Below are 24,754 nucleotides of genomic sequence, written 5' to 3' on the forward strand. Positions count from 1 at the left end.
TACTTTATGGCGCGTCGCCCGTTTTCCAGCCAGTCTCTGGTGCTGATTGTCATCGCTATTGCCATCAATATGATTGGCGGACAGCTTATTAGCATGTTGAAGCTGCCTATTTTTCTCGACTCGATCGGCACCTTAATTAGTGCGGTGCTGTTAGGGCCGTTCATCGGCATGTTGACGGGGCTTCTGACCAACTTGCTGTGGGGGCTGCTTACTGATCCTATCGCTGCCGCGTTTGCCCCGGTAGCGATGGTTATCGGTCTGGTCGCCGGGTGGCTGGCGCGCGCAGGCTGGTTTCGTACCCTGCCCAAAGTGGTCGTCAGCGGCGTCGTCATTACGTTAGCGGTGACGCTGGTCGCCGTACCGCTTCGTACCGCGCTTTTTGGCGGCGTTACCGGTAGCGGCGCTGATTTATTCGTCGCCTGGATGCATTCAATGGGCCAAAACCTGGTAGAGTCGGTCGCGATTACCGTCATAGGCGCTAATCTGGTCGATAAAATTCTGACGGCGATCATCGTTTGGGTGCTGCTGCGTCAGCTACCATTACGTACGACACGGCATTTTCCTGCGATGTCAGCCGTACGCTAAATGCATCCGTTTACCTCGTTAACCTTATGGGCGCTGGCGGCCTGCACCACGCTGCTACTCCCTGCGCAGACCGTGCTCCCGGTTTATAGCGCGGCGGCCTTCCTCTGTCTGCTGGCGCTGAAATCAACGCGGCAGCGGGCGAAGTATGTCGCCTGGCTGATGCTGTCTTTAGGGTTTGGGCTATGGCTGGTACATGGCGGTTGGCTAACGGAATGGATAAGCGGGCAGCCTCGCGATCCGCAGAGCTGGATATATGCCGTTACGCTATGGCTACGCCTGCTGGCGATCGTGTCGACGTCGCAGCTATGGATGCAGTATGTGCCGGTTCAGCGGTTTATTCGCGCCCTGTTCGCTTCACGTCTGCCCCCCGGCATCGCTTACCTGTTCGCTGGCCCTCTGCTGGTCGTCGAACAGCTCAAACGGCAACTGACGATCGTTTATGAAGCCCAGCGCGCGCGCGGCGTACCTCTGGATGAAGGCTGGTATCAGCGGCTACGGGCAATGCCTGCGCTGATCGTGCCGCTTACGCAAAATGCGCTTAACGATCTGACAATACGCGGCGCGGCGTTGGATATGCGGGGGTTTCGGCTGCATCGAGCCCGAACCACGCTGTGGGCGCCGAAAGATAGCGTGTTACAACGGGTTGCGCGGTATGGCATGGTACTGCTAATACTGGCGGAAGCGGGAGTATGGATATGGTTACGTTAGAGCAGTTTCGTTATCTTCCGTCCGATGCGACACGCCCGCCGGCATGTTTTGATTTCCACTATTCAACACCCGGAATAGTGGCGATAGTCGGCGATAACGGCAGCGGAAAAAGTACGCTGGCGCAACTGATGGCTGGCTGGTATCCGGATTATCTTCCCGGCGATATTGACGGCACAGGCTTACTGCTTGGCGTCCCTATCGGGCGGCTCCCGCTGGTAGAACAGTCGCCCACCATCCAGTTGGTGCAGCAATCGCCATATTTACAGCTTTCCGGCTGTACCTTTAGCGTAGAGGAAGAGGTGGCGTTTGGCCCGGAGAATCTCGGCCTCCATGAAGCGGAAATTCTACGGCGCATTGACGAGGCGCTGACCCTGACAAACTGCCAGTCGTTACGCCATCGCCATCCCGGCACGCTCTCCGGCGGCGAAACGCAGCGGGTAGTGATTGCCAGCGCGCTTGCCATGCAGCCCAGGCTATTAGTTCTTGATGAAGCCTTCAGTCGGCTGACGTCAGCGGCCACCGGGACGCTGCTGGAACGGTTACAACAGTGGGCGCTGGAACGTCATTCTCTCATTATGCTTTTTGAGCGTAATCATTTTCCTTTTCTGACGCGATGCCAGCGGGTATGGCAATTGCGCGACGGAGCGCTAACCCCATTATGTTGACGTTAAATCAGGTCGCTTATCGCTGGCCGAATGCCGCAGCTGACTGTCTGCACGCTATCTCGCTTGAACTTCAGGACGGCGAATGGCTGGCGTTGACCGGCGATAACGGCGCGGGAAAATCAACGCTGTTACGGATTATGTCCGGCCTGCTTTCCCCCACTTCCGGCTCGGTAACGCTTAATGGAGAGCCGATTTCGCAGCTTAAAAATCGTCAACGCGCCGCCGCTATCGGCGTACTCTTTCAGGAAGCGGAAAACCAGATTTTCCACAGCAATGTCGCGCAAGAGGTCGCTTTTGGGCTGAAACTACAACGCTTATCGGCGGAGGAAATTTCACGGCGCACGCAGGCCGCGCTGCGGTTATGTCAGCTAACGGACGTCGCCGAGGCGCACCCGCTCGATCTGCACGCCGCGCAGCGCCGGATGGTGGCGGTCGCCAGTCTGGAGGCGATGGCGCCGCCTGTGCTATTGCTGGATGAACCCAGCCGGGATTTTGACGCCCACTGGCTAACCGTATTTGAACACTGGCTGGCGACATGCCGGGCACGGGGAACCAGCGTCGTGGCGATTAGCCATGACGCTGCGTTTACCCGGCGTCATTTTTCACGGGTGGTACGGCTGCATAATGGCGCGATAACGCCGCGTAACATCATTAAGGACACGCCATCCGATATTCGCCCGTAGAGGTCATTTCCAGCATGAGATCGGCTGGCAGGCTACTTTCCAGCACCCGGCGCACATTTGGGCCGTCGGTGCGTTCATAAAAGGTTTCCGCCTCCGCCTGTGATAATCCTCCCGCCAGTTTACGTCCAATCAACCGGGCGCGTAAGGTTTCCGCCGGGGCGCGAATAAATAATGAGAAATCGCAAAACTCCGCTAACGCGCGCCATCTGTCGTCATCCCGCAGGAGCCAGTTTCCTTCCACAATCACGATCGGCGCCGTGACCATAACAGCGTGTTCCACCGGGTCGTGCCGCTGTCGGTCGTACTGCGGCCAGGTCGCTTCGCCAGCCCGCACCAGACGCAGATTTTCCGCCAGCTTATCAACGTCAAAGGTTTCCGGCGCGCCTTTACAGGCACGTAAATGATGCGCCTCCAGCCAGCGGTTATAGTAATGAAAGCCATCCATGGGAAGCGTTTGAATTTCCGGCAGGCCAGCATCCTGACGAGAGAGATATTCCCAGAAGGTGGTCAGCGTGGATTTGCCTGTGCCGGGCGGCGCGCTAAGAAAAACGATGGTACGGCGCTCAGGTTTAGCGGCATGTATTTTAGCCAGTTGTTGCAGTAAGGGCTTGTGAACCTTCTCTATTTCATCATCATGATAATGTGCTTCAACGTGCAGCCCATTAACCGTTAATGCGATTTTCACGGCGTTAATTCCTTTAAAATTGTCGTTACCGCCAGCGCCATCGCCGTTTTGACCATACCGGTAAAACGCACCTCAGACCACGCGGCGAAGTCGGCAAACTTCATCGACTCCAGCGCGCCATATAAGGGCGCATTACGGGTAATACAGTTAACGTTACTGATGAAGTCCCAGGTAATGTCGTCGGCAAAACCGGGAATCGCGTCCTGTTCATGCAGGTACTGATAAAACTGAGAAAAATGGGTGATGTCAGCGTAGAGCCATTTATCCATTTTCCCCAGCGCATAAATCAGACGTAATGCAACGTCGATATCGTCAAGCGGCCCGCTTTGGGCGAGTAACGGCTTCACTGCATATTCCACAATTTCTTCATCATTATCGACAAATAGCGACGGCAGAAAGCGCTTAATGCCCTGGAGCAAAATGTTATGTGCCGTCGTCATAAACGAAAGTAAATTATTTTGAGCATCCAGTTGCTCAAGCACATCGTCTTCTGTCAGCGTCGTCATTTGTGTCCCGATATACTCATCGTCTTTCAAGCTACAGGTGGGCGTGGACTTGCCACCGTCCTTTATCCTGAAAAGCCCAGAGTATATACCCTAAATAATTCGAGTTGCAGACAAGCGGCAAGAGAGAGAACCACCAGGAGCTTACATGAGTAAGTGACTGGTGTGAACGCGCGTCGCCAACGTACTTGCAACGTGAAGAATGACGGGGATAAGTCACCATGAATGCAGAGAGTCTATAATATTACACGTTCGATCTGCGCTACCAATCAGTAAAGTTTGCGTGCGCACACCGTTCGCAACCCGTTGGATCCCGTTAACCAGATCGCCGCCCGTAACGCCCGTCGCGCTAAAGAGAATGTCGTTACCGGCAGCCAGCTCATCAAGGGAGTAGACACGGTTAACCGCAACGCCCATTTCTTCGCAGCGTTGACGCTCCTGTTGCGCCACCAGGCGGTTGTCAGCGTTGTCCCCTTTCGCTTCACAAAAGTCGAGTAGCTCCGCCTGCATATCACCGCCCAGCGCTTTTACCGCACAGGCGGAAATTACGCCTTCAGGCGCGCCGCCAATGGTATACATCAGATCATAAGGGTTATCCTGCAAACAGGTCAGGACGCTGGCCGCTACATCACCATCGGGGAGAGCGAATACCTTAACCCCAAGTTGCGTCGCCTGTGTAATGGCCGGTTTCAGCCGCGGTTTATCTAACGTGACCATACGCAGATCCTCCAGCGGCTTATTTAGCGCCCTGGCGACATTTCGCAGATTATCGGTTAACGATAACGCCAGATTGATCACGCCTTTCGCCTGCCGATTTACAACCAGCTTTTTCATATACATATCGGGCGCATGTAACAAGCTGCCCCGGGGCGCAAACGCCATGACGGCCAGCGCATTACTTTGTCCCATGGCGACCATTCGGGTGCCTTCTATAGGATCGACGGCGATATCCACCTCCGGCCCCTCGCCGTTACCCACCTCCTCGCCAATCCATAACATGGGCGCATGATCGATCTCCCCCTCGCCGATGACGATCCGCCCACGGATGGCGATATCATTCAATGCCTGTCGCATCGCGGTAACAGCCAGCCCATCAATTCTGTTCTTATCGCCGCATCCCGTTTGCGGCCAGGCAGCCAGTGCTGCCTGCTCCGTAATGCGAAATAGCGGCCATGCCAGAGACATCATGCCGCCTCCCCGATATCCACGCCAAATTGCGCCAGCAGGTATCTTTCCGCTTTTTCGTTCCAGATGCCGTGCGTCTCTTCAACCAGACGCGCCAGCTCCCTGAACAACGGATCCGTTTTTCCTTTTTCGGCGAAATCAGTAATCGCCGTCAGCGGCATGGTGACGCCGTTATAGATAAGCTTCTTACCGCCGGGAATATCCGGCAGGTTGAGTACGGTGTCCGGTACTGCATCCAGCCCACCAATATGCGTCACCATGAATGAAGGCTGAAGCTGTCCTGTTGCGCTTAACGTAATAGCCTCTTTCATATCCTCCGTGGAGCCGCCGGATGTCCCTACGACATGGGTACTGTTGTAATGCACATTGTAGAAATTAAACGGTACCTTGAACTGGCTATCTGTCGGCCCGGCAAAGAAATTCAGGCAACCGTCTTCGGCGAGAAGATCGTCAGCCATTTCAACGACGGACGGAACGGCGGCATAAACAAAGACATCATCAAATCCTGCGCCATCGGTTAATGTCCGAAGTTGCGCAGCAGGATCAGCCATGCCCGCGGTATTCACATAGATAAGCTCAATGCCTTTCTCGGCGGCCTGTTTGACCGGCAGCAGTTTTTTCGCCTGCGCCAGGCGGGCTTCATCGATATCTACCACCACAACTCGCGCCGGCTGGATCCCGCCGTTAATGGCATAATCAATCGCGCCAATGCCCATCGGTCCGGCACAGGCCAGGAGCGCGATATTACCGCCGGGTTTGACTCCCATCCGATGTTCATAAACATAAGGTGTTGTATGGTAATTGGCGTTATAAGCGCCAATAATGCAGCACATCGGTTCCGCCAGCGATGCCGCGGCAAAATATGAGCCGTGATACGGTAAAACACAGCCCAAATTAATCGCTACTTCCGGGATTATCATGTACGTGGCGTTACCGCCAAAATATTCGTAACTGTAGCCAGCAGAATAACCGCTCGGCAGGCCCATCGCCGGTTGTAAAACAAAACGCTGTCCTTTTTTATATTTATCAGTCAGATTTTTTCCTACTTCGACGATAATTCCAGCACATTCATGCCCCGTAATGACTGGATGATTTTCCAGATCATCTGGCACTCGTTTATGTTCACTGCCTAATAAAGCGGCTTTCCAGGTAGAGAGACATACGCTGTCGGAAATTACGCTTACGAGCAGTTCATTCTCCGTAATGTCGGGTAATTCAAACTCACGGATACGGACATCCCGCTTGCCATATATAGCAGCTACTTTCGTTTTCATATTTACTCCAGAAACCTGAAATATTAATTCGATGTCAAATGGTTAAATAAATCATCAAGGCACGGATCGCCAATATAGTTTTTAATAAGTATTAAGGGCTTATCGCTGACTCGCTTAACACGTCCTTCAAGGCTGGCGTGGGTAACGATAATATCGGCATCATCCGGTACATTTTCGATAGCGTAATGTTTAACGTCGATAGTCAGGCCCGCCTTTTCCAGACGTCGGCGGAACGTTGTGGCGCCCATTGCGCTGGAGCCCATCCCCGCATCGCAGACAAAGGCGATACGTTTCACGTCGCGATATGAAAATTTGCCTTCTTGCTTCATGGCTTTCACCGCTTTAGCGGAATCACTAAAAGTATCTTCGCTGTCGGCTTCGCTACTTTTTTCCATTTTCAAAATGAAAGCGGTGATAATAAAGGTCACTGCCGTTCCCGCCGTTACGCCAGCAATCGTAGCAAGGAAAGAACCTTTCGGCGTCAGCGCCAGGTAAGCGAAAATTGACCCCGGGCTTGGCCCTGCAACCAGGCCGCCATCCAGCAGGTTAAACACCCATGTTCCGCTCATCCCGCCGGCAATCATGGCGATGAGTGTTAATGGCTTCATCAGCACATAGGGGAAATAGAGCTCATGAATCCCCCCGAGGAAATGGATAATCATGGCGCCAGGCGCAGATTTCTTTGCCATTCCTTTGCCGAATAGCGTAAAGGCAAGCAGCAAACCTAAGCCAGGCCCCGGGTTAGAGGCCACCATAAAGAAAATGGACTTTCCGGTTTCCGACGCCTGTTGCATTCCCAACGGATAATAAACGCCCTGATCGATGGCATTGTTCAAAAAGAGGATTTTTGCCGGTTCATTGATTAAAGACAGCAGCGGCAGATAGCCCGCATGTACCAATGATTCAATACACTCCTTCACAAAGTTATTGGCAATAAGTACCGCCGGACCAATCACTTCAAAACCCAGCAGGCACAAAATCATCCCGGCGATACCCAGCGAGAAGTTATTAATCACCATCTCAAAACCGGCGGGAATCCGCTTTTCCAGCAACCGATCAATATATTTAATGACCAGACCGCCGAGAGGCCCCATAATCATTGAGCCAAGAAACATGGGGATATCAGCGCCGATGATAACGCCAATGGTGCCAATTCCCCCCATCACGGCGCCACGCTTTCCACCGACCAGATGTCCACCGGTAGAACCAATCATCACCGGCAGTAAATAAGTAATCATCGGGCCGACAATTTTGGCGAAATGCTCATTTGGCATCCATCCGGTTGGAATAAATAATGCAGTGATAAAACCCCAGGCAATAAAAGCGCCGATATTGGGAATGACCATCGCGGTCAAAAATCCCCCAAAAGCCTGGACCTTTGCACGAGCAGACTTGTGTTCCATATTAATATCCTGTAAAGGAGAGAATAATTATGCGCGAGCTATAATATCCGCCAGCTCTTTTTCTGATTTCGCAGCTAATAACGCCGCTAAAACATCCTCTTCACATAATAGTTCGCTTAACGCCTGAATAGCGCCAATATGTGAATCTGAATCTGCTGATGACAGGCCGATTAATAATTTTATGCCGTCATCCTCGTCGGTAAACTGCACATCCTGCCTGAGCAATGTTAATGACATCCCGGTTTTTAACGCGCCGCATTCGGGGCGAGCATGAGGCATCGCGACACCAGGTGCCAGAATATAGTAAGGACCATTACTGATTGTTGAATCTTTGATAGCCTGAATATAATTTTCATTTATATAACGATTAGCCAAAAGAGATGACATGGAAAAATCAACAGCTTCCTGCCAATTTTGTGCCAATGGCCTTATTGTAATAGATGCTTCAGGAAAATAATCTATTAACCGCATAAACTATCCTTATTTTATTTTTAGGGTACAACTTGTCGTTAAAAATAAAATACGCGGGCGGCAAAATGAAATCAATCCAGGCGAAAAAGCGAGCGCTTAAAATGACATGATTATAATTTATCTATAAAACAACCTGTTATAATTATAAAAATAAAAAGCAAGCTTCATTTTGTGATGTTAATTGCAAATTCAATAAATAATAAAATATCAAAATTGTGATAAAAATCACAAATAAAGCCTTGTTAGCGATAAAATAAATGTATCTAAAAAAACGGGTCGCCGAAGCGACCCGTTTCATGCCGTATTAAGGATTACAGCAGCGCTTTCGCTTTGGCGATCACGTTGTCCACCGTGAAGCCAAACTCTTCAAACAGCAGCTCTGCCGGGGCGGATTCACCGAAGGTGGTCATCCCGACAATAGCGCCGTTCAGGCCGACGTATTTGAACCAGTAGTCAGCGATACCCGCTTCAATCGCCACACGCGCAGAGACCGCCTTCGGCAGCACGGATTCACGGTAAGCCGCATCCTGTTTGTCGAACGCGTCGGTGGACGGCATGGAAACCACGCGCGCCTTCACGCCTTCGGCAGTCAGTTTTTCGTAAGCGGCAACCGCCAGCTCAACCTCAGAACCGGTCGCAATGAAGATAATCTGCGGCTGGCCCGCACAATCTTTCAGTACGTAACCACCGCGGGCGATATTCGCCAGTTGCTCTTCAGTACGTTCCTGCTGCGCCAGGTTCTGACGGGAGAGGATCAGCGCGGTTGGGCCATCCTGACGCTCTACGCCATATTTCCACGCCACTGCGGATTCCACCTGGTCACACGGACGCCATGTGGACATGTTCGGCGTTACGCGCAGGCTTGCCACCTGCTCGACCGGCTGGTGCGTCGGGCCATCTTCGCCCAGACCGATGGAGTCGTGGGTGTACACCATCACCTGACGCTGTTTCATCAACGCTGCCATACGCACTGCGTTACGGGCATATTCGACGAACATCAGGAAGGTGGAGGTGTACGGCAGGAAACCGCCGTGCAGGGCGATACCGTTGGCGATAGCGGTCATACCGAATTCACGCACACCGTAGTGAATGTAGTTACCCGCTGCGTCTTCGTTGATAGCCTTAGAACCGGACCACAGGGTCAGGTTAGACGGTGCCAGGTCTGCAGAGCCGCCGAGGAATTCCGGCAACAGCGGACCGAAGGCTTCGATGGCATTCTGGGACGCTTTGCGGCTGGCGATTTTCGCCGGGTTAGCCTGCAGTTTAGCGATGAATTCATTCGCTTTCGCATCGAAGTCAGCCGGCATGTCGCCTTTCATACGACGGGTGAATTCAGCAGCTTCCTGCGGGAAGGCTTTCTCATAAGCCGCGAATTTCTCGTTCCATGCGGATTCTTTCGCCTGGCCGGCTTCTTTCGCATCCCACTGGGCGTAGATTTCAGACGGGATTTCGAACGGCGCGTATTTCCAGCCCAACTGTTCGCGGGTCAGCGCGATTTCCGCGTCGCCCAGCGGCGCGCCGTGGGAATCGTGGGTACCCTGTTTGTTCGGCGAACCGAAACCGATGATGGTTTTGCACATCAGCAGGGACGGTTTGTCAGTCACGGCGCGAGCTTCTTCCGTGGCGCGTTTAATGGCGTCGGCATCATGACCGTCAATGCCACGGATAACATGCCAACCGTAGGCTTCAAAACGTTTCGCGGTGTCATCGGTGAACCAGCCTTCAACGTGACCATCGATAGAGATACCGTTGTCATCATAGAACGCGATCAGTTTGCCCAGTTTCAGAGTACCAGCCAGAGAGCACACTTCGTGAGAAATGCCTTCCATCATGCAGCCGTCGCCCATAAAGACGTAGGTGAAGTGGTCAACGATGTCGTGGCCAGGACGGTTAAACTGCGCCGCCAGAGTTTTCTCGGCAATCGCCATCCCGACGGCGTTGGCAATACCCTGACCCAGCGGGCCAGTAGTGGTTTCAACACCAGCGGTGTAGCCCACTTCCGGGTGACCAGGGGTTTTTGAATGTAGCTGACGGAAATTCTGCAGTTCGGACATCGGCAGGTCATAGCCGGTGAGGTGCAGCAGGCTGTAAATCAGCATTGAGCCGTGGCCATTGGACAGCACAAAGCGGTCGCGGTCGGCCCAGGACGGGTTGGTCGGGTTGTGGTTCAGGAAATCACGCCACAGGACTTCGGCAATGTCAGCCATACCCATCGGGGCACCCGGGTGACCGGATTTGGCTTTCTGTACTGCGTCCATGCTCAGCGCACGAATAGCATTGGCAAGCTCTTTACGTGAGGACATTTTGACTCCAGATCGGATGTTGAAAGGCCATGCCCGTAACGACTTGACGACAGCGCGTTTTGGGCTACGCCGGAAAATTTGCCAACAATTTACCCCAAGCCGCGCGTCATGTACATGGAACATCCTTTTACCGCTTCAGAAATCTCCGGATCGTGCTCGCATGTTGCGCAATTAGCTAACTTGCCTGCCATGCTTTTCTTTATACTTAACCCAGGCGCTAATTCATCTGCAACGGGCGCATTTCAAAATAATATTAATTCGTATGGAAGAGAAAAATGAAAATTCGCGCTTTACTGCTTGCTTTGGGCATGGCGACGGTGCTGACCGGTTGCCAGAATATGGACTCTAATGGACTGCTTTCTTCGGGCGCTGAAGCTTTTCAGGCCTATACGTTAAGCGATGCGCAGGTAAAAGCGCTGAGCGATCAATCCTGTCAAGAGCTCGACAGCAAAGCGAAAATCGCGCCGGCGAGCAGCGAATACGCTAAACGACTGACAAAAATTGCCGCCGCGCTGGGGGATAACATTAACGGCCAGCCGGTGAACTATAAGGTTTACGAGACGAAAGACGTCAACGCGTTTGCCATGGCGAACGGTTGTATCCGCGTCTACAGCGGACTGATGGATATGATGACCGACAACGAAGTTGAAGCCGTGATCGGCCATGAAATGGGCCATGTCGCGCTGGGTCATGTAAAGAAAGGGATGCAGGTCGCGCTGGGCACTAACGCCGTGCGCGTCGCGGCGGCATCGGCAGGAGGCGTTGTCGGCAGCCTGTCGCAATCACAGCTTGGCGATCTTGGCGAAAAACTGGTGAACTCGCAGTTCTCTCAGCGTCAGGAGTCCGAAGCGGATGATTATTCTTACGACCTGTTGCGCAAACGCGGTATCAGTCCGGCAGGACTCGCTACCAGCTTTGAGAAACTGGCAAAACTGGAAGCGGGTCGTCAAAGCTCAATGTTCGACGATCACCCGGCGTCCGCCGCACGCGCACAGCATGTGCGCGATCGTATGAGCGCGGACGGGATCAAATAACCCCCGAACAGTGCCGGATGGCGGCGTGAACGCCTTATCCGGCCTACAAGCATCAATCAGCTGTAGGCCGGATAAGCGCAGTGCCATCCGGCAAAACAACTTACTCGCCCTTCTTCGCCGCCTGGATATAGAGCATTTCTAATGCCAGCGTCGCGGCCGCCAGAGCGGTGATCTCTGACTGATCGTAAGCCGGCGCGACTTCCACTACATCCATACCGACAATGTTCAGATCTTTCAGACCGCGTACCAGTTTAATGGCGCGATCGGAGGTCAAACCGCCGATCACCGGCGTACCGGTGCCAGGCGCAAACGCCGGGTCCAAACAGTCGATATCAAAGGTCAGATAGACCGGCATATCGCCGACGATCTGTTTCACCTGAGCGAGAATATCATCCACGCCGCGATCGTTGACCTGGCAGGCATCCAGCACGGTAAAGCCATTGTCTTTGTCAAACTCAGTGCGAATACCGATCTGTACCGAATGATGCGGATCGATCAGGCCTTCTTTCGGCGCGGTGTAGAACATCGTGCCGTGATCGAATTCGCAGCCGTTAGCGTAGGTATCGGTATGCGCATCAAAATGTACCAGCGCCATTTTGCCAAAATGTTTCGCGTGGGCGCGCAGCAGCGGCAGCGTGACGAAGTGGTCGCCGCCGAAAGAGAGCATACGCTTGCCTGCAGACAGCAGTTTTTCAGCGTGCGCCTGTAATTTTTCGCTCATTTCACGGGCATCGCCAAACGCATACACTAAATCGCCGCAGTCTACGACGTTCAGGCGCTCGCGCATGTCAAAATTCCACGGGAAACGGTGATGTTCCCAGGCGAGGTTGGTCGACACCTGACGGATCGCCGCCGGACCATGACGTCCGCCAGCGCGACCGGACGTTGCCATATCAAACGGTACGCCAGTGATCACCCAGTCGGCATCGCTGTCATACGGCTGGAAGTTCATTGGCAGACGTAAAAAACCAAACGCATTAGAAACCAGTGAGTTATCGTACTGATGACCTAAGGTGCTCATGTCCTGACCTCTTTTAGAGTCGTTGCATTAAAACAGATGAAAAAAAATCCCCTCCGCGTCGTTAAACCCGACGAGGAAGGGATTGATTTGTAAATCGCTATTGCGGCGAATTATCGCCGTTAATTCATACGGGTTCAAGTGAGTATAGCATTCTGCCGGGTGGTGGCTTTACCTTATCCAGCCTGCATTCGTAGGCCCGGTAAGCGCAGCGCCACCGGGCATCAACGGCTACTCATCTTCAAGATAAGTATAACCGTACAGTCCCGCTTCAAATTCCTCAAGGAACTGCTGCTGCAACGCATCGTCCAGATCCGTCTGTTTTACCTGGTCGCGGAAATGCGTTAACAGCGTTTTCGGATCCAGTTGCACATATTGCAGCATATCCGCAACGGTATCGCCTTCGTCCGACAGCTCAACCTCGACGCTACCATCCGGGAAGACAAACACGTCAACCGCTTCAGTATCGCCAAACAGGTTGTGCATGTTACCGAGGATCTCCTGATAGGCGCCGACCATAAAGAAGCCGAGCATCGGCGGATTCTCTGGATCGTATTCCGGCATCGGCATCGTCGTGGCGATACCGTCGCCATCGATATAGTGGTCGATAGCGCCATCGGAATCACAGGTAATATCCAGCAGCACGGCACGACGTTCCGGTACCTGATCTAACCCTTCCAGCGGCAGCACCGGGAAGAGCTGATCGATTCCCCACGCGTCCGGCATTGACTGGAACAGCGAGAAGTTGACGTACATTTTGTCCGCCATTCGCTCTTGCAGTTCGTCGATAATCGGACGATGCGCACGGTTTTGCGGGTCCAGTTGCTTCTGCACTTCATGGCACATGCTGAGATAAAGTTGTTCCGCCCAGGCGCGCTCCTGCAAACTAAACGCGCCGGAAGAGTAGCCGATATGAATATCGTGCAGATCCATTTGGCTATCATGCAGCCACTCACGCAGCGAGCGGCGGGTGCCAGGTTTATGCATCTCCTGCCAGGTTTCCCACAGATTTTGTAGCGCGCGCGGCGCATCTTCAGCAGGGGCAGTCGGATCCGTGTATTCGTTACGCTCCACGCCGATAATGTTAGAGACCAGTACCGTATGGTGCGCAGTGACGGCGCGGCCAGACTCGGTAATCACCGTCGGATGCGGTAAACCATGCTCTTCGCAGGCATCGCCAATCGCCCAGATGATGTTATTGGCATATTCGTTCAGGCCATAGTTCACCGAACAGTCGGACTGCGAGCGGGTACCTTCATAATCCACGCCCAGACCGCCGCCCACGTCGAAGCACTGAATATTAACGCCCAGCTTATGCAGCTCAACATAGAAACGCGCGGACTCGCGCACGCCGGTCGCGATATCGCGAATGTTCGCCATCTGCGATCCCAGGTGGAAGTGCAACAATTGCAGACTGTCCAGGCGCCCGGCGTCACGCAGGGTCTCCACCAGTTGCAGCACCTGGGTCGCCGCCAGGCCGAATTTTGATTTTTCGCCGCCGGAGGATTGCCACTTACCGGATCCCTGAGAGGCCAGACGCGCACGTACGCCCAAGCGAGGAATCACGTTCAGGCGCTCGGCCTCTTCCAGCACAATCGCGATTTCAGACATCTTTTCGATGACCAGATAAACCTTATGGCCCATCTTCTCGCCAATCAGCGCCAGCCGAATGTATTCACGGTCTTTATAACCATTACAGACGATCACGCTACGGGTCATGCCGGCATGTGCCAGCACCGCCATCAATTCCGCTTTCGACCCCGCTTCCAGCCCCAACGGTTCACCGGAATGGATAAGGGACTCGATCACGCGGCGATGCTGATTGACCTTAATCGGGTAAACGAGGAAGTAGTCGCCGTTATAACCGTAAGATTCACGCGCACGCTTAAACGCCGCGTTAATTGAACGCAAACGGTGTTGCAGGATCTGCGGGAAGCAGAACAGCGCCGGCAGACGCTGGCCTTGCGCTTCGCGCGCTTTCACCAGTTTGGCAAGATCGACACGCGCTTCCGGTACGTCGGGATCGGGGCATACGCTAATATGGCCCAGCTCGTTGACGTCGTAGTAGTTATTGCCCCACCAGGCAATATTGTAAGTGCGCAGCATCTTGCTGGCTTCCTGGGAGCTCATTGCAACCTCCTGCATGGAGCGTAGTACACCCTGTTCGCCTGCTGACGAAGGCGAACCCATAGACATGTCGTCAGACATAGCGAACCTCAATTTTTATTAGCAAGTGTAAAACAGTTGACTACTATCGCAATCCGAAGACGCGATAACAACCCATAGACAAGCGGATTTTCCAGCAGATAGCGCTGATGCTCCGCCTGCGCGACCGGTTTCTTTTTCATATCATTGTAAACACGTAACCGAACTCACAGATAACGGTTCGGCGAAACCACGAGAAAACTCTTGCGTTAACAAGAGCGCCCTTGTTCAGTCTTCAGCGCCATTGCCGGCTCTGGAATCCTGAGAAGCGCCGAGATGGGTATAACATCGGCAGGTATGCAAAGCAGAGATGCAGATTGCGGGGGACATGCGCGCACCAGAACGATGCGACAGATTCAGCAGAATACAACGGTTCATTATCTCGTATCACCTCCACGGCCGCCTCGTAAGACGAACCCACAAGCCAAAGCAACGTTTTAACCCGGCTGGAAGTGGCGACACGAAGAAAACGTCGTGTGCTTTTGTATGAGCCGCGCGTCGCGTTTTATACCCAGAACGCAGAAAAAAAGCAAAGCATAAATGCGCATAATGTCAGCATTATCAGAAACGTTTACCGCCTGATTTTGACTGACATTGCGACGGCCTTCAAAAAAAGCTGGAAATTGGGCGAAGAAGTGACCTAAAATAGCCGTCCAGATGTTAATCCATCCATACTGATTAACACTCAGACTGCCAGTGTCAGTAACCTTCAGACTCATGGTAGAATCTTCTGTCATGACTATTCCGCACAACAGTTTGAGCTAACTAAATTCTCCTTAGGTGAAATTAAATATGGCAAAACACCTTTTTACGTCTGAGTCCGTATCAGAAGGGCATCCTGACAAAATCGCAGACCAAATCTCTGATGCCGTGTTGGATGCTATCCTGCAACAGGATCCGAAAGCACGCGTCGCCTGTGAAACCTACGTTAAAACCGGCATGGTTTTAGTTGGCGGTGAGATCACCACCAGCGCCTGGGTCGATATCGAAGAGATTACCCGTAATACGGTGCGCGAAATTGGCTATGTGCATTCCGACATGGGCTTTGACGCCAACTCTTGCGCGGTACTGAGCGCAATTGGCAAACAGTCTCCGGATATCAACCAGGGCGTTGACCGCGCAGACCCGCTGGAACAAGGCGCGGGCGACCAGGGCCTGATGTTTGGCTACGCGACAAATGAGACCGACGTACTGATGCCTGCGCCAATCACCTACGCGCACCGTCTGGTACAGCGTCAGGCTGAAGTGCGTAAAAATGGCACCCTGCCATGGTTGCGTCCGGATGCAAAAAGCCAGGTCACTTTCCAGTATGACGACGGCAAAATCGTCGGTATCGACGCCGTGGTTCTCTCTACGCAGCACGCAGAAGATATCGACCAAAAATCGCTGCAAGAAGCGGTGATGGAAGAGATCATCAAACCCATTCTGCCGTCTGAATGGTTAAATACGTCCACTAAGTTTTTTATCAACCCAACCGGGCGTTTTGTTATCGGCGGCCCGATGGGCGATTGTGGTCTGACCGGTCGTAAGATCATCGTTGATACATACGGCGGTATGGCGCGTCACGGCGGCGGCGCCTTCTCCGGTAAAGATCCGTCTAAAGTTGACCGTTCTGCAGCTTACGCTGCGCGTTATGTCGCGAAAAACATCGTGGCGGCAGGTCTGGCGGATCGCTGTGAAATCCAGGTCTCCTACGCTATCGGCGTAGCGGAGCCGACGTCCATCATGGTGGAAACGTTCGGTACTGAAAAAGTGCCTGCTGAACAGTTGATTCTGCTGGTACGCGAATTCTTTGACCTGCGCCCGTACGGCTTGATTCAGATGCTGGATCTGCTACACCCGATCTACAAAGAAACTGCGGCTTACGGCCACTTCGGTCGCGAAAACTTCCCATGGGAAAAAACCGACAAAGCGCAACTGCTGCGCGACGCTGCCGGTCTGAAATAATCGCCCGCGCCTGACGCTGTTTTTCAGTCAGGTAAACCATACCGTACTTATCAAGGCCAGCGCCCTGCTGGCCTTTATCATTGCTGATACACACAACGTTATCAGATGTTCCAGCGTGTATTTATACTGACCTTTTTGTGATGCGCAACACAATCCACTCTCCCCTTTCGTTTCTTCGACTACACTTTTTATCATTCAGTTTCAGTCATCATGAAAGCGGTTACATTCATTTTCATTAAGAACTGACCGCATCACTATCGGTATGCTAATTCTGCGATGAAAATATTACATAATTTTTCAACTTTGTCTGAATACCAGGCGATTGATATGGTTATAAGATTATTAAAACTATTATTTTTCAGATAATTAAATAATCACCGAGATAAATAGTAGTGTAAACGATTACACCATTGTGATTAGCCTCACATCTTTTTACGGCGTACTCACCTACTCTTAACATCGATAAAATTGCTAACCCAACCGGAGGGCATAATGCCTGACAATAAAAAACAAGGGCGTTCCAACAAGGCCATGACATTTTTTGTCTGCTTTCTTGCAGCCCTGGCAGGATTACTTTTTGGCCTGGATATCGGCGTTATCGCCGGTGCTTTACCCTTCATTACCGACGAGTTTCAAATTACCGCACACACTCAGGAATGGGTGGTCAGCTCCATGATGTTTGGCGCGGCCGTCGGCGCTGTCGGCAGCGGCTGGCTCTCCTTTAAGCTGGGTCGTAAAAAAAGCCTGATGATCGGCGCTATCCTGTTCGTCGCCGGTTCGCTGTTCTCCGCTGCGGCGCCTAACGTTGAAGTCCTGATTATTTCTCGCGTGCTGCTGGGTCTGGCCGTCGGCGTCGCTTCCTACACCGCACCGTTGTACCTGTCCGAGATCGCGCCGGAAAAAATTCGCGGCAGTATGATCTCAATGTACCAACTCATGATCACCATCGGGATTCTGGGCGCTTATCTGTCCGATACCGCGTTCAGCTACAGCGGCGCATGGCGCTGGATGCTCGGCGTGATCATCATCCCAGCCATTCTGCTGCTGATCGGCGTCTTCTTCCTGCCGGACAGCCCGCGCTGGTTTGCGGCGAAACGCCGCTTCCATGATGCTGAACGCGTCCTGTTGCGCCTGCGTGACACCAGTGCGGAAGCAAAACGTGAGCTTGATGAAATTCGCGAAAGTTTGCAGGTTAAACAGAGCGGTTGGGCGCTGTTCAAAGAGAACAGCAACTTCCGCCGCGCCGTGTTTCTTGGCATTTTGTTGCAGGTCATGCAGCAATTTACCGGGATGAACGTCATCATGTATTACGCGCCGAAAATCTTCGAACTGGCGGGGTACACGAATACCACGGAGCAGATGTGGGGTACCGTTATTGTTGGTCTGACTAACGTGCTGGCAACCTTCATCGCTATCGGCCTGGTTGACCGCTGGGGCCGCAAACCTACCCTGACGCTGGGCTTCCTGGTCATGGCGATTGGTATGGGGATTCTGGGTACGATGATGCACATCGGCATCCATTCGCCGTCTGCGCAATACTTCGCTATCGCTATGCTGCTGATGTTCATCATTGGATTTGCGATGAGCGCTGGTCCGCTGATTTGGGTACTGTGCTCCGAAATCCAACCGCTGAAAGGCCGCGATTTCGGCATTACCTGCTCCACCGCGACCAACTGGATCGCCAATATGATCGTCGGCGCAACGTTCCTGACCATGCTGAACAATCTGGGTAACGCCAACACCTTCTGGGTCTACGCTGGCCTGAACGTACTGTTTATCCTGCTGACCCTGTGGCTGGTGCCGGAAACCAAACACGTTTCGCTGGAACACATTGAACGTAACCTGATGAAAGGTCGTAAACTGCGCGAAATCGGCGCCCACGACTAATCCCTCCACGCTTCCTCCTGCCACAGGAGGAAGCGTTTTTCTTGCAGTCCCTCTTCCGTCGCACTATTCTCTGCCGCTATGAAAACCCCTCGTCTCCCTATCGCTATCCAGCAGGCCGTGATGCGCCGTCTGCGGGAAAATCTCGCCCAGGCGAACCTCAAGCTCGATAGACATTATCCGGAGCCGAAACTGGTGTATACGCAACGCGGCACCTCGGCGGGCACCGCCTGGCTGGAGAGCTACGAAATCCGCCTCAACCCGGTGTTACTGCTGGAAAACATCGACACCTTTATTGCAGAGGTCGTGCCGCATGAACTGGCGCATCTGTTGGTGTGGAAGCACTTCGGACGCAAGGCTCCGCATGGCAAGGAATGGAAGTGGATGATGGAAAGCGTGCTGGGCGTTCCGGCCAGACGTACTCATCAATTTGCGCTGCAATCCGTACGGCGCAATACCTTTCCCTACCATTGCCAATGCCAGCAACATCAACTCACCGTCCGCCGTCATAATCGGGTAGTACGCGGCGAAGCGGTTTATCGTTGCGTTCACTGCGGCGAACCACTGGTCGCCGGGTAGTTTCCCGAAACGTCCGGGAACTTTCCTGAGCGGACTGATTGCATACAGACACAACTTTCGTTACGTTGCGGGCTCGTTTTGCTATGGAGTGTGCAATGTACCGTAATTTTTCTTTTGCCGCTGCGTTGCTGGCCGCAGCGTTTTCAGGCCAGGCATTGGCCGATGGCATTAACAATTTTTCTCAGGCCAAAGCGGCGAGCGTCAAAGTCAATGCTGACGCGCCCGGCAGCTTTTACTGCGGGTGCCAAATCCGCTGGCAGGGTAAAAAAGGCGTCGTAGACCTGGAGTCCTGCGGCTATAAGGTGCGTAAAAACGAGAATCGCGCCAGACGCATTGAGTGGGAGCACGTTGTCCCCGCCTGGCAATTCGGTCATCAGCGCCAGTGCTGGCAGGACGGCGGGCGAAAAAACTGCGCTAAAGATCCGGTCTACCGCAAAATGGAAAGCGATATGCATAACCTGCAGCCCGCCATTGGCGAAGTGAATGGCGATCGCGGCAACTTTATGTATAGCCAGTGGAACGGCGGCGAAGGTCAGTACGGGCAGTGCGCCATGAAAGTGGATTTTAAAGCGAAAATCGCCGAGCCGCCCGCCCGCGCCCGTGGCGCAATCGCCCGCACTTATTTTTATATGCGCGACCAATACCAACTGAAACTTTCCCGCCAACAAACGCAGCTTTTTAACGTCTGGGATAAGCAGTACCCCGTTACCGCCTGGGAGTGCGAGCGCGATGCGCGTATCGCGAAGGTCCAGGGTAATCATAATCCCTATGTGCAACGCGCTTGCCAGGCGCGAAAGAGCTAACCTACACTAGCGGGATTCTTGTTAACCCATGCCCTGGATAGCCAAACGCCGGGGCCATGACGCGGATTTTTTTATTATGCGTATTCCCCGCATTTATCACCCTGAATTGTTGACGTCCGGTACGCAGATTTCGTTATGCGAAGATGCGGCCAACCATATTGGTCGTGTACTGCGCATGGGACCGGGACAAGCGTTACAGCTGTTTGACGGCAGTAATCAGGTATTCGATGCTGAAATCATTAGCGCCAGTAAGAAAAGCGTTGAAGTGCAAGTGATGAAAGGCGAAATCGACGATCGTGAATCGCCGCTGCATATCCATCTGGGCCAGGTGATGTCGCGCGGTGAAAAAATGGAATTTACTATCCAGAAATCGATCGAACTGGGTGTAAGCCTCATTACGCCACTGTTCTCTGAGCGCTGCGGCGTTAAACTGGATAATGAACGTCTGAACAAAAAGCGCCAGCAGTGGCAAAAGATCGCCATCGCCGCCTGCGAACAATGCGGGCGTAACCGGGTGCCGGAAATTCGCCCGCCGATGGCGCTGGAGGCCTGGTGCGCCGAGCAAGATTCCGGGCTGAAGCTCAATCTTCATCCGCGCGCCCATGCCAGCATCAACACTCTGCCGCTGCCGGTTGAACGCGTCCGACTGCTGATCGGCCCGGAAGGCGGGCTGTCGGCGGACGAAATCGCGATGACCGCGCGCTATCAGTTTACTGATATTCTGTTAGGACCTCGCGTTCTGCGTACTGAGACAACCGCGCTCACCGCCATTACTGCGCTACAGGTGCGTTTTGGCGACTTAGGATGAAGCGTTAACGGAGAAAATAATGATCAAGCTCGGCATCGTGATGGACCCCATCGCACACATCAACATCAAGAAAGACACCAGTTTCGCTATGCTGCTGGAAGCCCAACGTCGTGGTTATGAACTTCATTATATGGAGATGGCCGACCTTTATCTGATTAACGGCGAAGCCCGCGCCCGCACGCGAACGTTGAGCGTGGAGCAAAATTACGATAAATGGTACGAGTTCGGCAGCGAGCAGGAGATTAAACTTGCCGACCTCGACGTTATCCTGATGCGTAAAGATCCGCCGTTTGATACCGAGTTTATTTATGCGACCTATATTCTGGAACGCGCTGAAGAGGAAGGGACGCTGATCGTCAACAAACCGCAAAGCCTGCGCGACTGTAATGAAAAACTGTATACTGCCTGGTTTGCCGATCTGACGCCGGAAACGCTGGTAACGCGCAATAAAGCGCAGCTCAAAGCGTTTTGGGAAAAGCACGGCGATATCATTATGAAACCGCTGGACGGTATGGGCGGCGCGTCCATTTTCCGCGTTAAGGAAGGCGATCCTAACATAGGCGTTATTGCCGAAACGCTGACCGAGCTGGGCAACCGCTACTGCATGGCGCAGAACTATTTGCCCGCTATCAAAGATGGCGATAAGCGCGTACTGGTCGTCGACGGCGAGCCGGTGCCTTACTGCCTGGCGCGTATTCCGCAGGGCGGCGAAACCCGCGGCAACCTGGCGGCTGGTGGTCGCGGCGAACCCCGTCCGTTGAGCGAAAGCGACTGGGAAATCGCCCGCCGCGTTGGACCAACGCTTAAAGCCAAAGGGCTTATTTTCGTCGGTCTGGATATTATCGGCGACCGCTTAACGGAAATTAACGTGACCAGCCCAACCTGCGTGCGTGAAATTGAAGCGGAATATCCGATCTCTATCACCGGGATGTTGATGGACGCCATCGAAGCGCGTCTGGCGAAGTAAACGTTTATTGCCCGGTGGCGTGCGCTTACCGGGCCTGAGCAATCACGCCGCCCCGGTCGGATAAGGCGGCGCATCAGCATCGCCATCCGGCAATCAATTGCCCGATAAGGCAGCTGTCCTTTGGCAAAAGACGGCTTATATGAGTGACAACCGTCCGCTTTCCCCACATACTGAACGCTGTCGTTTTTTTGAACCAGGAAACAGAACCTCTGACAATGAATTTACAGCATCACTTTCTTATTGCCATGCCTGCGCTCCAGGACCCGATTTTCCGCCGTTCCGTGGTGTATATTTGCGAGCACAACCAGGACGGCGCTATGGGGATTATTATTAATAAGCCTTTGGAAAATCTGCAAATTGAAGGGATTCTGGAAAAACTAAAAATTACGCCGGAACCGCGCGATTCGGCAATTCGTCTTGATAAAGCCGTGATGCTCGGCGGCCCGCTGGCGGAAGATCGCGGATTTATTCTCCATACTCCGCCGTCACGTTTCGCCTCCAGCATTCGTATCTCAGACAATACCGTGATTACCACCTCCCGCGATGTGCTGGAAACGTTAGGTACCCAACAACAGCCTTCCGATGTGCTGGTCGCGCTGGGCTACGCCTCCTGGGATAAAGGCCAGCTTGAACAAGAGTTGCTTGATAACGCCTGGCTTACCGCGCCCGCCGATCTCAATATTTTGTTCAAAACGCCCATTGCCGAGCGCTGGCGCGAAGCGGCAAAACTTATTGGCATTGATATTCTGACCATGCCTGGCGTTGCGGGGCACGCCTGATGAGCGGTACCTTACTGGCCTTTGACTTCGGCACAAAAAGCATCGGCGTTGCAATAGGACAACGCATTACCGGCACCGCCCGTCCGCTTCCGGCAATCAAAGCACAGGACGGCACGCCCGACTGGACGCTCATTGAACGTTTGCTGAAAGAGTGGCAGCCAGACGAAATTATTGTCGGGCTACCGCTTAATATGGATGGCACTGAACAACCGCTGACGGCGCGCGCACGTAAATTCGCTAACCGTATTCATGGGCGTTTCGGGGTAACTGTCACGCTGCACGATGAACGACTCAGCACCGTTGAAGCACGCTCCGGTCTGTTTGAACGAGGTGGGTATCGCGCGCTGAACAAAGGCAAAGTGGACTCGGCCTCCGCCGTGATTATCCTCGAAAGCTATTTTGAACAGGGGTATTAAAGCCGTTTTTGTCAGCAGGCGGATAACGCGGTCACGGTTGCCAGGCTTACTGGGCAATACGCTGGTTTAATGCCTTCAACGCCTGTAAACGCGCAGCCGCCTCCGCCTCATCAATCCGCCACATTCCCGCAAAGGCCAGCGCTGCGGCGTGCTTGTCTAGCGGTTGCGCCATAGAAACTTCACCATCAGCGTGATGCCACAGCACGTATCCCCGCTGGCGCTGCTGCGCCACATGCGGCGCCAGATTACGCCACTGCTCCGGAGTAAAACGCTGCATTAGCGCCTCATCGCTTTCTGCCGCCAGTAACGCCACTCCTGTTACCGACTGCCAGGCCGGGCACATGCGAAACCCCGCCAACGCCTGACTTCCCTGCGAACCCGGCGTAGAGTGATAAATATAGATAATCTGGTCTTCCCATAGCACGCCTAATGCCACCACGATGTCTTTGGGCGCATGGCGCTCAAGGATAGGCAACGCATGGGAGAACAGCGCTGAACCGCGAATCGCCTGCACCGCCAAAGCATGAATGCCTGGCCCGGGTAAATAGCGTCGGTGCTCATCCTGCATCGTGAGTCCAATAGAGGCCATCGTCATTAACAGGCGATTAACGCGCGTGGTATTAATATCCATCAGCCGGGCAAGCTCGCGACATCCGATAGCACGGTCGCTGGAAACCAGATATTGCAGACAGCGAATGCCATCTATCAGGCTTTGATTCGGTTGTGATGACATCGTTAAATGGCTTCGCTGTGGTTTTAACAAAGCTGCGATTTTAACGCCGGTTCGCCAGGATACAAGCCTGTATACCGTTCAATCCACCGCGCCAGTCAACACTTTCCTCCCCCCCTACGCCGCCATCTTCGCTACAGCCGTCCCTGCGCCTGACGCCATTGCGCGCTCTGGGCGAATGTCATCATCCCCTGCTGCTGCCCGGTTTGTATCACGTGGGCCAACTGATGGAGTTTGCCTTCACGGATCAAATTCCCTGTGGCTGGCGTATTAATCAGTAATTCAAACAACGCCACGCGCCCATCCTGTCTGTCGACCTCCAGTTTTTGTGATAGTACGGCGCGCAGACTACCCGCCAGTTGACTGCGTATCGGTTCTTTTTCCTGCGCCGGAAAACTATCCACTAATCTTTCCACCGCCTGCGCCGCACCGCGAGTATGCAGGGTTGCCAGTACCAGATGCCCCGTTTCCGCCGCCGTCAGCGCCAGGCGAATGGTCTCGCTGTCACGCAGCTCTCCCAGCAAAATGACATCGGGATCTTCACGCAACGCCGCGCGCAGCCCGGCGGCAAAAGTGGCGCAATGCTGGCCGATTTCCCGCTGCTGTATCAGGCAACGCTTGCTGGTGTAACGGTACTCAATAGGATCTTCCAGCGTCAGGATGTGTTTATCGGCATGTTGATTAAGATATCCCACCATCGCCGCCAGCGTGGTGGACTTCCCGCAGCCAGTAGCGCCAGTGACCAGAATCAGTCCGTTCTCGCTGGCAAGCAGTGCGGGTACTATCGGCGGCGTCTGGATTTCCGCCAGATCAGGACAACGCTCGGGCAATAGCCGTAGCGCCAGCGACGTTCCCTGTTGATGTGTGAACGCACTGGCGCGCAGGCGCCGCGTGCCGGCCAGCGAGACGGCGAAATCAAGCTGGCCGTGCGTTCGCCACTGATATTGTTGCGCGTCATTAAGCCAATCAAGCAGAAGCCTGTCGACATCTGGCGCGGTAAAAGGCGCGATCTCCATGCGTCCTTGTTTGCGCCATCGCGCAGGCCAGGCGTTACACAGGTGTAGATCCGAGACGTTATGCTTTACACTAAGCGTCACAATTTCTTCCATATTCATATAA

General features: G+C 53.5%; 27 protein-coding genes. 13 read left to right on the forward strand and 14 right to left on the reverse strand.

What is annotated here, in order from left to right:
* Positions 1 to 6 precede the first annotated feature (6 nt).
* From ACLJRE_RS01820 to ACLJRE_RS01835, 4 genes are read left to right on the forward strand one after another with little or no spacing between them, the layout of a single operon-like run.
* The gene (locus ACLJRE_RS01820; protein WP_000124004.1) at positions 7 to 585 is read left to right on the forward strand and encodes an ECF transporter S component; all 579 of its coding nucleotides are present in this window, start codon (positions 7 to 9) and stop codon (positions 583 to 585) included.
* Positions 586 to 1,293 (forward strand): energy-coupling factor transporter transmembrane component T, encoded by a 708-nt coding sequence (locus ACLJRE_RS01825; protein ID WP_000553257.1) that lies wholly within the window; start codon positions 586 to 588, stop codon positions 1,291 to 1,293. It begins immediately after the preceding gene.
* Positions 1,281 to 1,958, forward strand: a complete 678-nt coding sequence (locus ACLJRE_RS01830; RefSeq protein ID WP_001543493.1) for an ABC transporter ATP-binding protein — start codon at positions 1,281 to 1,283, stop codon at positions 1,956 to 1,958. The genes ACLJRE_RS01825 and ACLJRE_RS01830 overlap by 13 nt, the downstream gene beginning before the upstream one ends.
* Entirely contained in the window at positions 1,952 to 2,641 is a 690-nt protein-coding gene (locus ACLJRE_RS01835) for an energy-coupling factor ABC transporter ATP-binding protein (RefSeq protein ID WP_000956933.1), read from the forward strand. The genes ACLJRE_RS01830 and ACLJRE_RS01835 overlap by 7 nt, the downstream gene beginning before the upstream one ends.
* Here the strand turns inward: ACLJRE_RS01835 and ACLJRE_RS01840 are convergent.
* From ACLJRE_RS01840 to tkt, 7 genes are all read right to left on the reverse strand, one after another.
* Positions 2,610 to 3,326, reverse strand: a complete 717-nt coding sequence (locus ACLJRE_RS01840; RefSeq protein ID WP_000684837.1) for a nucleoside/nucleotide kinase family protein — start codon at positions 3,324 to 3,326, stop codon at positions 2,610 to 2,612. The genes ACLJRE_RS01835 and ACLJRE_RS01840 overlap by 32 nt on opposite strands.
* Positions 3,323 to 3,832, reverse strand: a complete 510-nt coding sequence (locus tag ACLJRE_RS01845) for an MltR family transcriptional regulator (protein WP_000209974.1) — start codon at positions 3,830 to 3,832, stop codon at positions 3,323 to 3,325. Before ACLJRE_RS01845 ends, ACLJRE_RS01840 begins: the two co-directional genes overlap by 4 nt.
* Before the next feature lie 213 nt (positions 3,833 to 4,045).
* Positions 4,046 to 5,017: a class II fructose-bisphosphatase gene (gene glpX, locus ACLJRE_RS01850; protein WP_001519647.1), complete on the reverse strand. Its 972-nt coding sequence runs from the start codon at positions 5,015 to 5,017 to the stop codon at positions 4,046 to 4,048.
* A complete protein-coding gene (locus ACLJRE_RS01855; RefSeq protein WP_000853171.1) occupies positions 5,014 to 6,288 on the reverse strand; it encodes a zinc-binding dehydrogenase in 1,275 nt (424 codons plus the stop codon). The genes glpX and ACLJRE_RS01855 overlap by 4 nt, the downstream gene beginning before the upstream one ends.
* A 23-nt stretch (positions 6,289 to 6,311) precedes the next feature.
* Positions 6,312 to 7,691, reverse strand: a complete 1,380-nt coding sequence (locus tag ACLJRE_RS01860; protein WP_000400411.1) for a PTS mannitol transporter subunit IICB — start codon at positions 7,689 to 7,691, stop codon at positions 6,312 to 6,314.
* Between the two features lie 27 nt (positions 7,692 to 7,718).
* Complete coding sequence (cmtB, locus tag ACLJRE_RS01865) at positions 7,719 to 8,162, reverse strand: PTS mannitol transporter subunit IIA (RefSeq protein WP_023212708.1); 444 nt, start codon at positions 8,160 to 8,162, stop codon at positions 7,719 to 7,721.
* 311 nt (positions 8,163 to 8,473) lie between these two features.
* Complete coding sequence (tkt, locus tag ACLJRE_RS01870; RefSeq protein ID WP_000098648.1) at positions 8,474 to 10,465, reverse strand: transketolase; 1,992 nt, start codon at positions 10,463 to 10,465, stop codon at positions 8,474 to 8,476.
* 275 nt (positions 10,466 to 10,740) lie between these two features.
* On the opposite strand from tkt, the gene ACLJRE_RS01875 reads away from it, so the two are divergent.
* Positions 10,741 to 11,499 carry a M48 family metallopeptidase gene (locus tag ACLJRE_RS01875; protein ID WP_000701825.1) on the forward strand — a complete coding sequence of 253 codons (759 nt, stop codon included), beginning with the start codon at positions 10,741 to 10,743 and terminating at the stop codon, positions 11,497 to 11,499.
* Between the two features lie 100 nt (positions 11,500 to 11,599).
* Here ACLJRE_RS01875 and speB read toward each other — a convergent pair whose 3' ends face one another.
* The 5 genes from speB to ACLJRE_RS01900 all read right to left on the reverse strand — a co-directional run bounded on the left by speB (position 11,600) and on the right by ACLJRE_RS01900 (position 15,459).
* A complete protein-coding gene (speB, locus tag ACLJRE_RS01880; RefSeq protein ID WP_000105550.1) occupies positions 11,600 to 12,520 on the reverse strand; it encodes an agmatinase in 921 nt (306 codons plus the stop codon).
* Positions 12,521 to 12,748: 228 nt separating this feature from the next.
* On the reverse strand, positions 12,749 to 14,725 hold the full coding sequence (gene speA, locus ACLJRE_RS01885; RefSeq protein ID WP_023212707.1) for a biosynthetic arginine decarboxylase: 1,977 nt from the start codon (positions 14,723 to 14,725) through the stop codon (positions 12,749 to 12,751).
* Between the two features lie 8 nt (positions 14,726 to 14,733).
* Complete coding sequence (yqgB, locus tag ACLJRE_RS01890) at positions 14,734 to 14,865, reverse strand: acid stress response protein YqgB (RefSeq protein ID WP_000729109.1); 132 nt, start codon at positions 14,863 to 14,865, stop codon at positions 14,734 to 14,736.
* 85 nt (positions 14,866 to 14,950) lie between these two features.
* A complete protein-coding gene (locus ACLJRE_RS01895; RefSeq protein WP_001751809.1) occupies positions 14,951 to 15,100 on the reverse strand; it encodes a hypothetical protein in 150 nt (49 codons plus the stop codon).
* Positions 15,101 to 15,159: 59 nt separating this feature from the next.
* Positions 15,160 to 15,459 (reverse strand): hypothetical protein, encoded by a 300-nt coding sequence (locus ACLJRE_RS01900; RefSeq protein ID WP_023212706.1) that lies wholly within the window; start codon positions 15,457 to 15,459, stop codon positions 15,160 to 15,162.
* A gap of 55 nt (positions 15,460 to 15,514) precedes the next feature.
* Here ACLJRE_RS01900 and metK point away from each other — a divergent pair, with 55 nt between their 5' ends.
* The 8 genes from metK (at position 15,515) to ruvX (ending at position 22,905) form a co-directional block, all read left to right on the forward strand.
* On the forward strand, positions 15,515 to 16,669 hold the full coding sequence (gene metK / locus ACLJRE_RS01905; protein ID WP_001062140.1) for a methionine adenosyltransferase: 1,155 nt from the start codon (positions 15,515 to 15,517) through the stop codon (positions 16,667 to 16,669).
* Between the two features lie 492 nt (positions 16,670 to 17,161).
* Positions 17,162 to 18,556 (forward strand): galactose/proton symporter, encoded by a 1,395-nt coding sequence (gene galP / locus ACLJRE_RS01910; RefSeq protein WP_001113171.1) that lies wholly within the window; start codon positions 17,162 to 17,164, stop codon positions 18,554 to 18,556.
* A 78-nt stretch (positions 18,557 to 18,634) separates the two neighbouring features.
* A complete protein-coding gene (locus ACLJRE_RS01915) occupies positions 18,635 to 19,132 on the forward strand; it encodes a SprT family zinc-dependent metalloprotease (RefSeq protein WP_000856775.1) in 498 nt (165 codons plus the stop codon).
* Between the two features lie 95 nt (positions 19,133 to 19,227).
* The gene (endA, locus tag ACLJRE_RS01920; protein ID WP_000286123.1) at positions 19,228 to 19,935 is read left to right on the forward strand and encodes a deoxyribonuclease I; all 708 of its coding nucleotides are present in this window, start codon (positions 19,228 to 19,230) and stop codon (positions 19,933 to 19,935) included.
* Between the two features lie 76 nt (positions 19,936 to 20,011).
* A complete protein-coding gene (rsmE, locus tag ACLJRE_RS01925; protein ID WP_001222488.1) occupies positions 20,012 to 20,743 on the forward strand; it encodes a 16S rRNA (uracil(1498)-N(3))-methyltransferase in 732 nt (243 codons plus the stop codon).
* Positions 20,744 to 20,762: 19 nt separating this feature from the next.
* Entirely contained in the window at positions 20,763 to 21,710 is a 948-nt protein-coding gene (gene gshB, locus ACLJRE_RS01930; protein WP_000593248.1) for a glutathione synthase, read from the forward strand.
* Between the two features lie 215 nt (positions 21,711 to 21,925).
* Complete coding sequence (locus ACLJRE_RS01935; protein ID WP_001053167.1) at positions 21,926 to 22,489, forward strand: YqgE/AlgH family protein; 564 nt, start codon at positions 21,926 to 21,928, stop codon at positions 22,487 to 22,489.
* On the forward strand, positions 22,489 to 22,905 hold the full coding sequence (gene ruvX / locus ACLJRE_RS01940; protein ID WP_000017096.1) for a Holliday junction resolvase RuvX: 417 nt from the start codon (positions 22,489 to 22,491) through the stop codon (positions 22,903 to 22,905). Before ACLJRE_RS01935 ends, ruvX begins: the two co-directional genes overlap by 1 nt.
* Before the next feature lie 46 nt (positions 22,906 to 22,951).
* Here the strand turns inward: ruvX and ACLJRE_RS01945 are convergent, their stop codons facing one another.
* On the reverse strand, positions 22,952 to 23,638 hold the full coding sequence (locus ACLJRE_RS01945; protein ID WP_000098339.1) for an IclR family transcriptional regulator: 687 nt from the start codon (positions 23,636 to 23,638) through the stop codon (positions 22,952 to 22,954).
* Positions 23,639 to 23,769: 131 nt separating this feature from the next.
* Complete coding sequence (locus ACLJRE_RS01950; RefSeq protein WP_023212705.1) at positions 23,770 to 24,750, reverse strand: type IV pilus twitching motility protein PilT; 981 nt, start codon at positions 24,748 to 24,750, stop codon at positions 23,770 to 23,772.
* Between the last annotated feature and the right edge of the window lie 4 nt (positions 24,751 to 24,754).

The organism is Salmonella sp. SAL04157 (assembly GCF_046551635.1).
Taxonomy (GTDB): Bacteria; Pseudomonadota; Gammaproteobacteria; order Enterobacterales; family Enterobacteriaceae; genus Salmonella; species Salmonella enterica.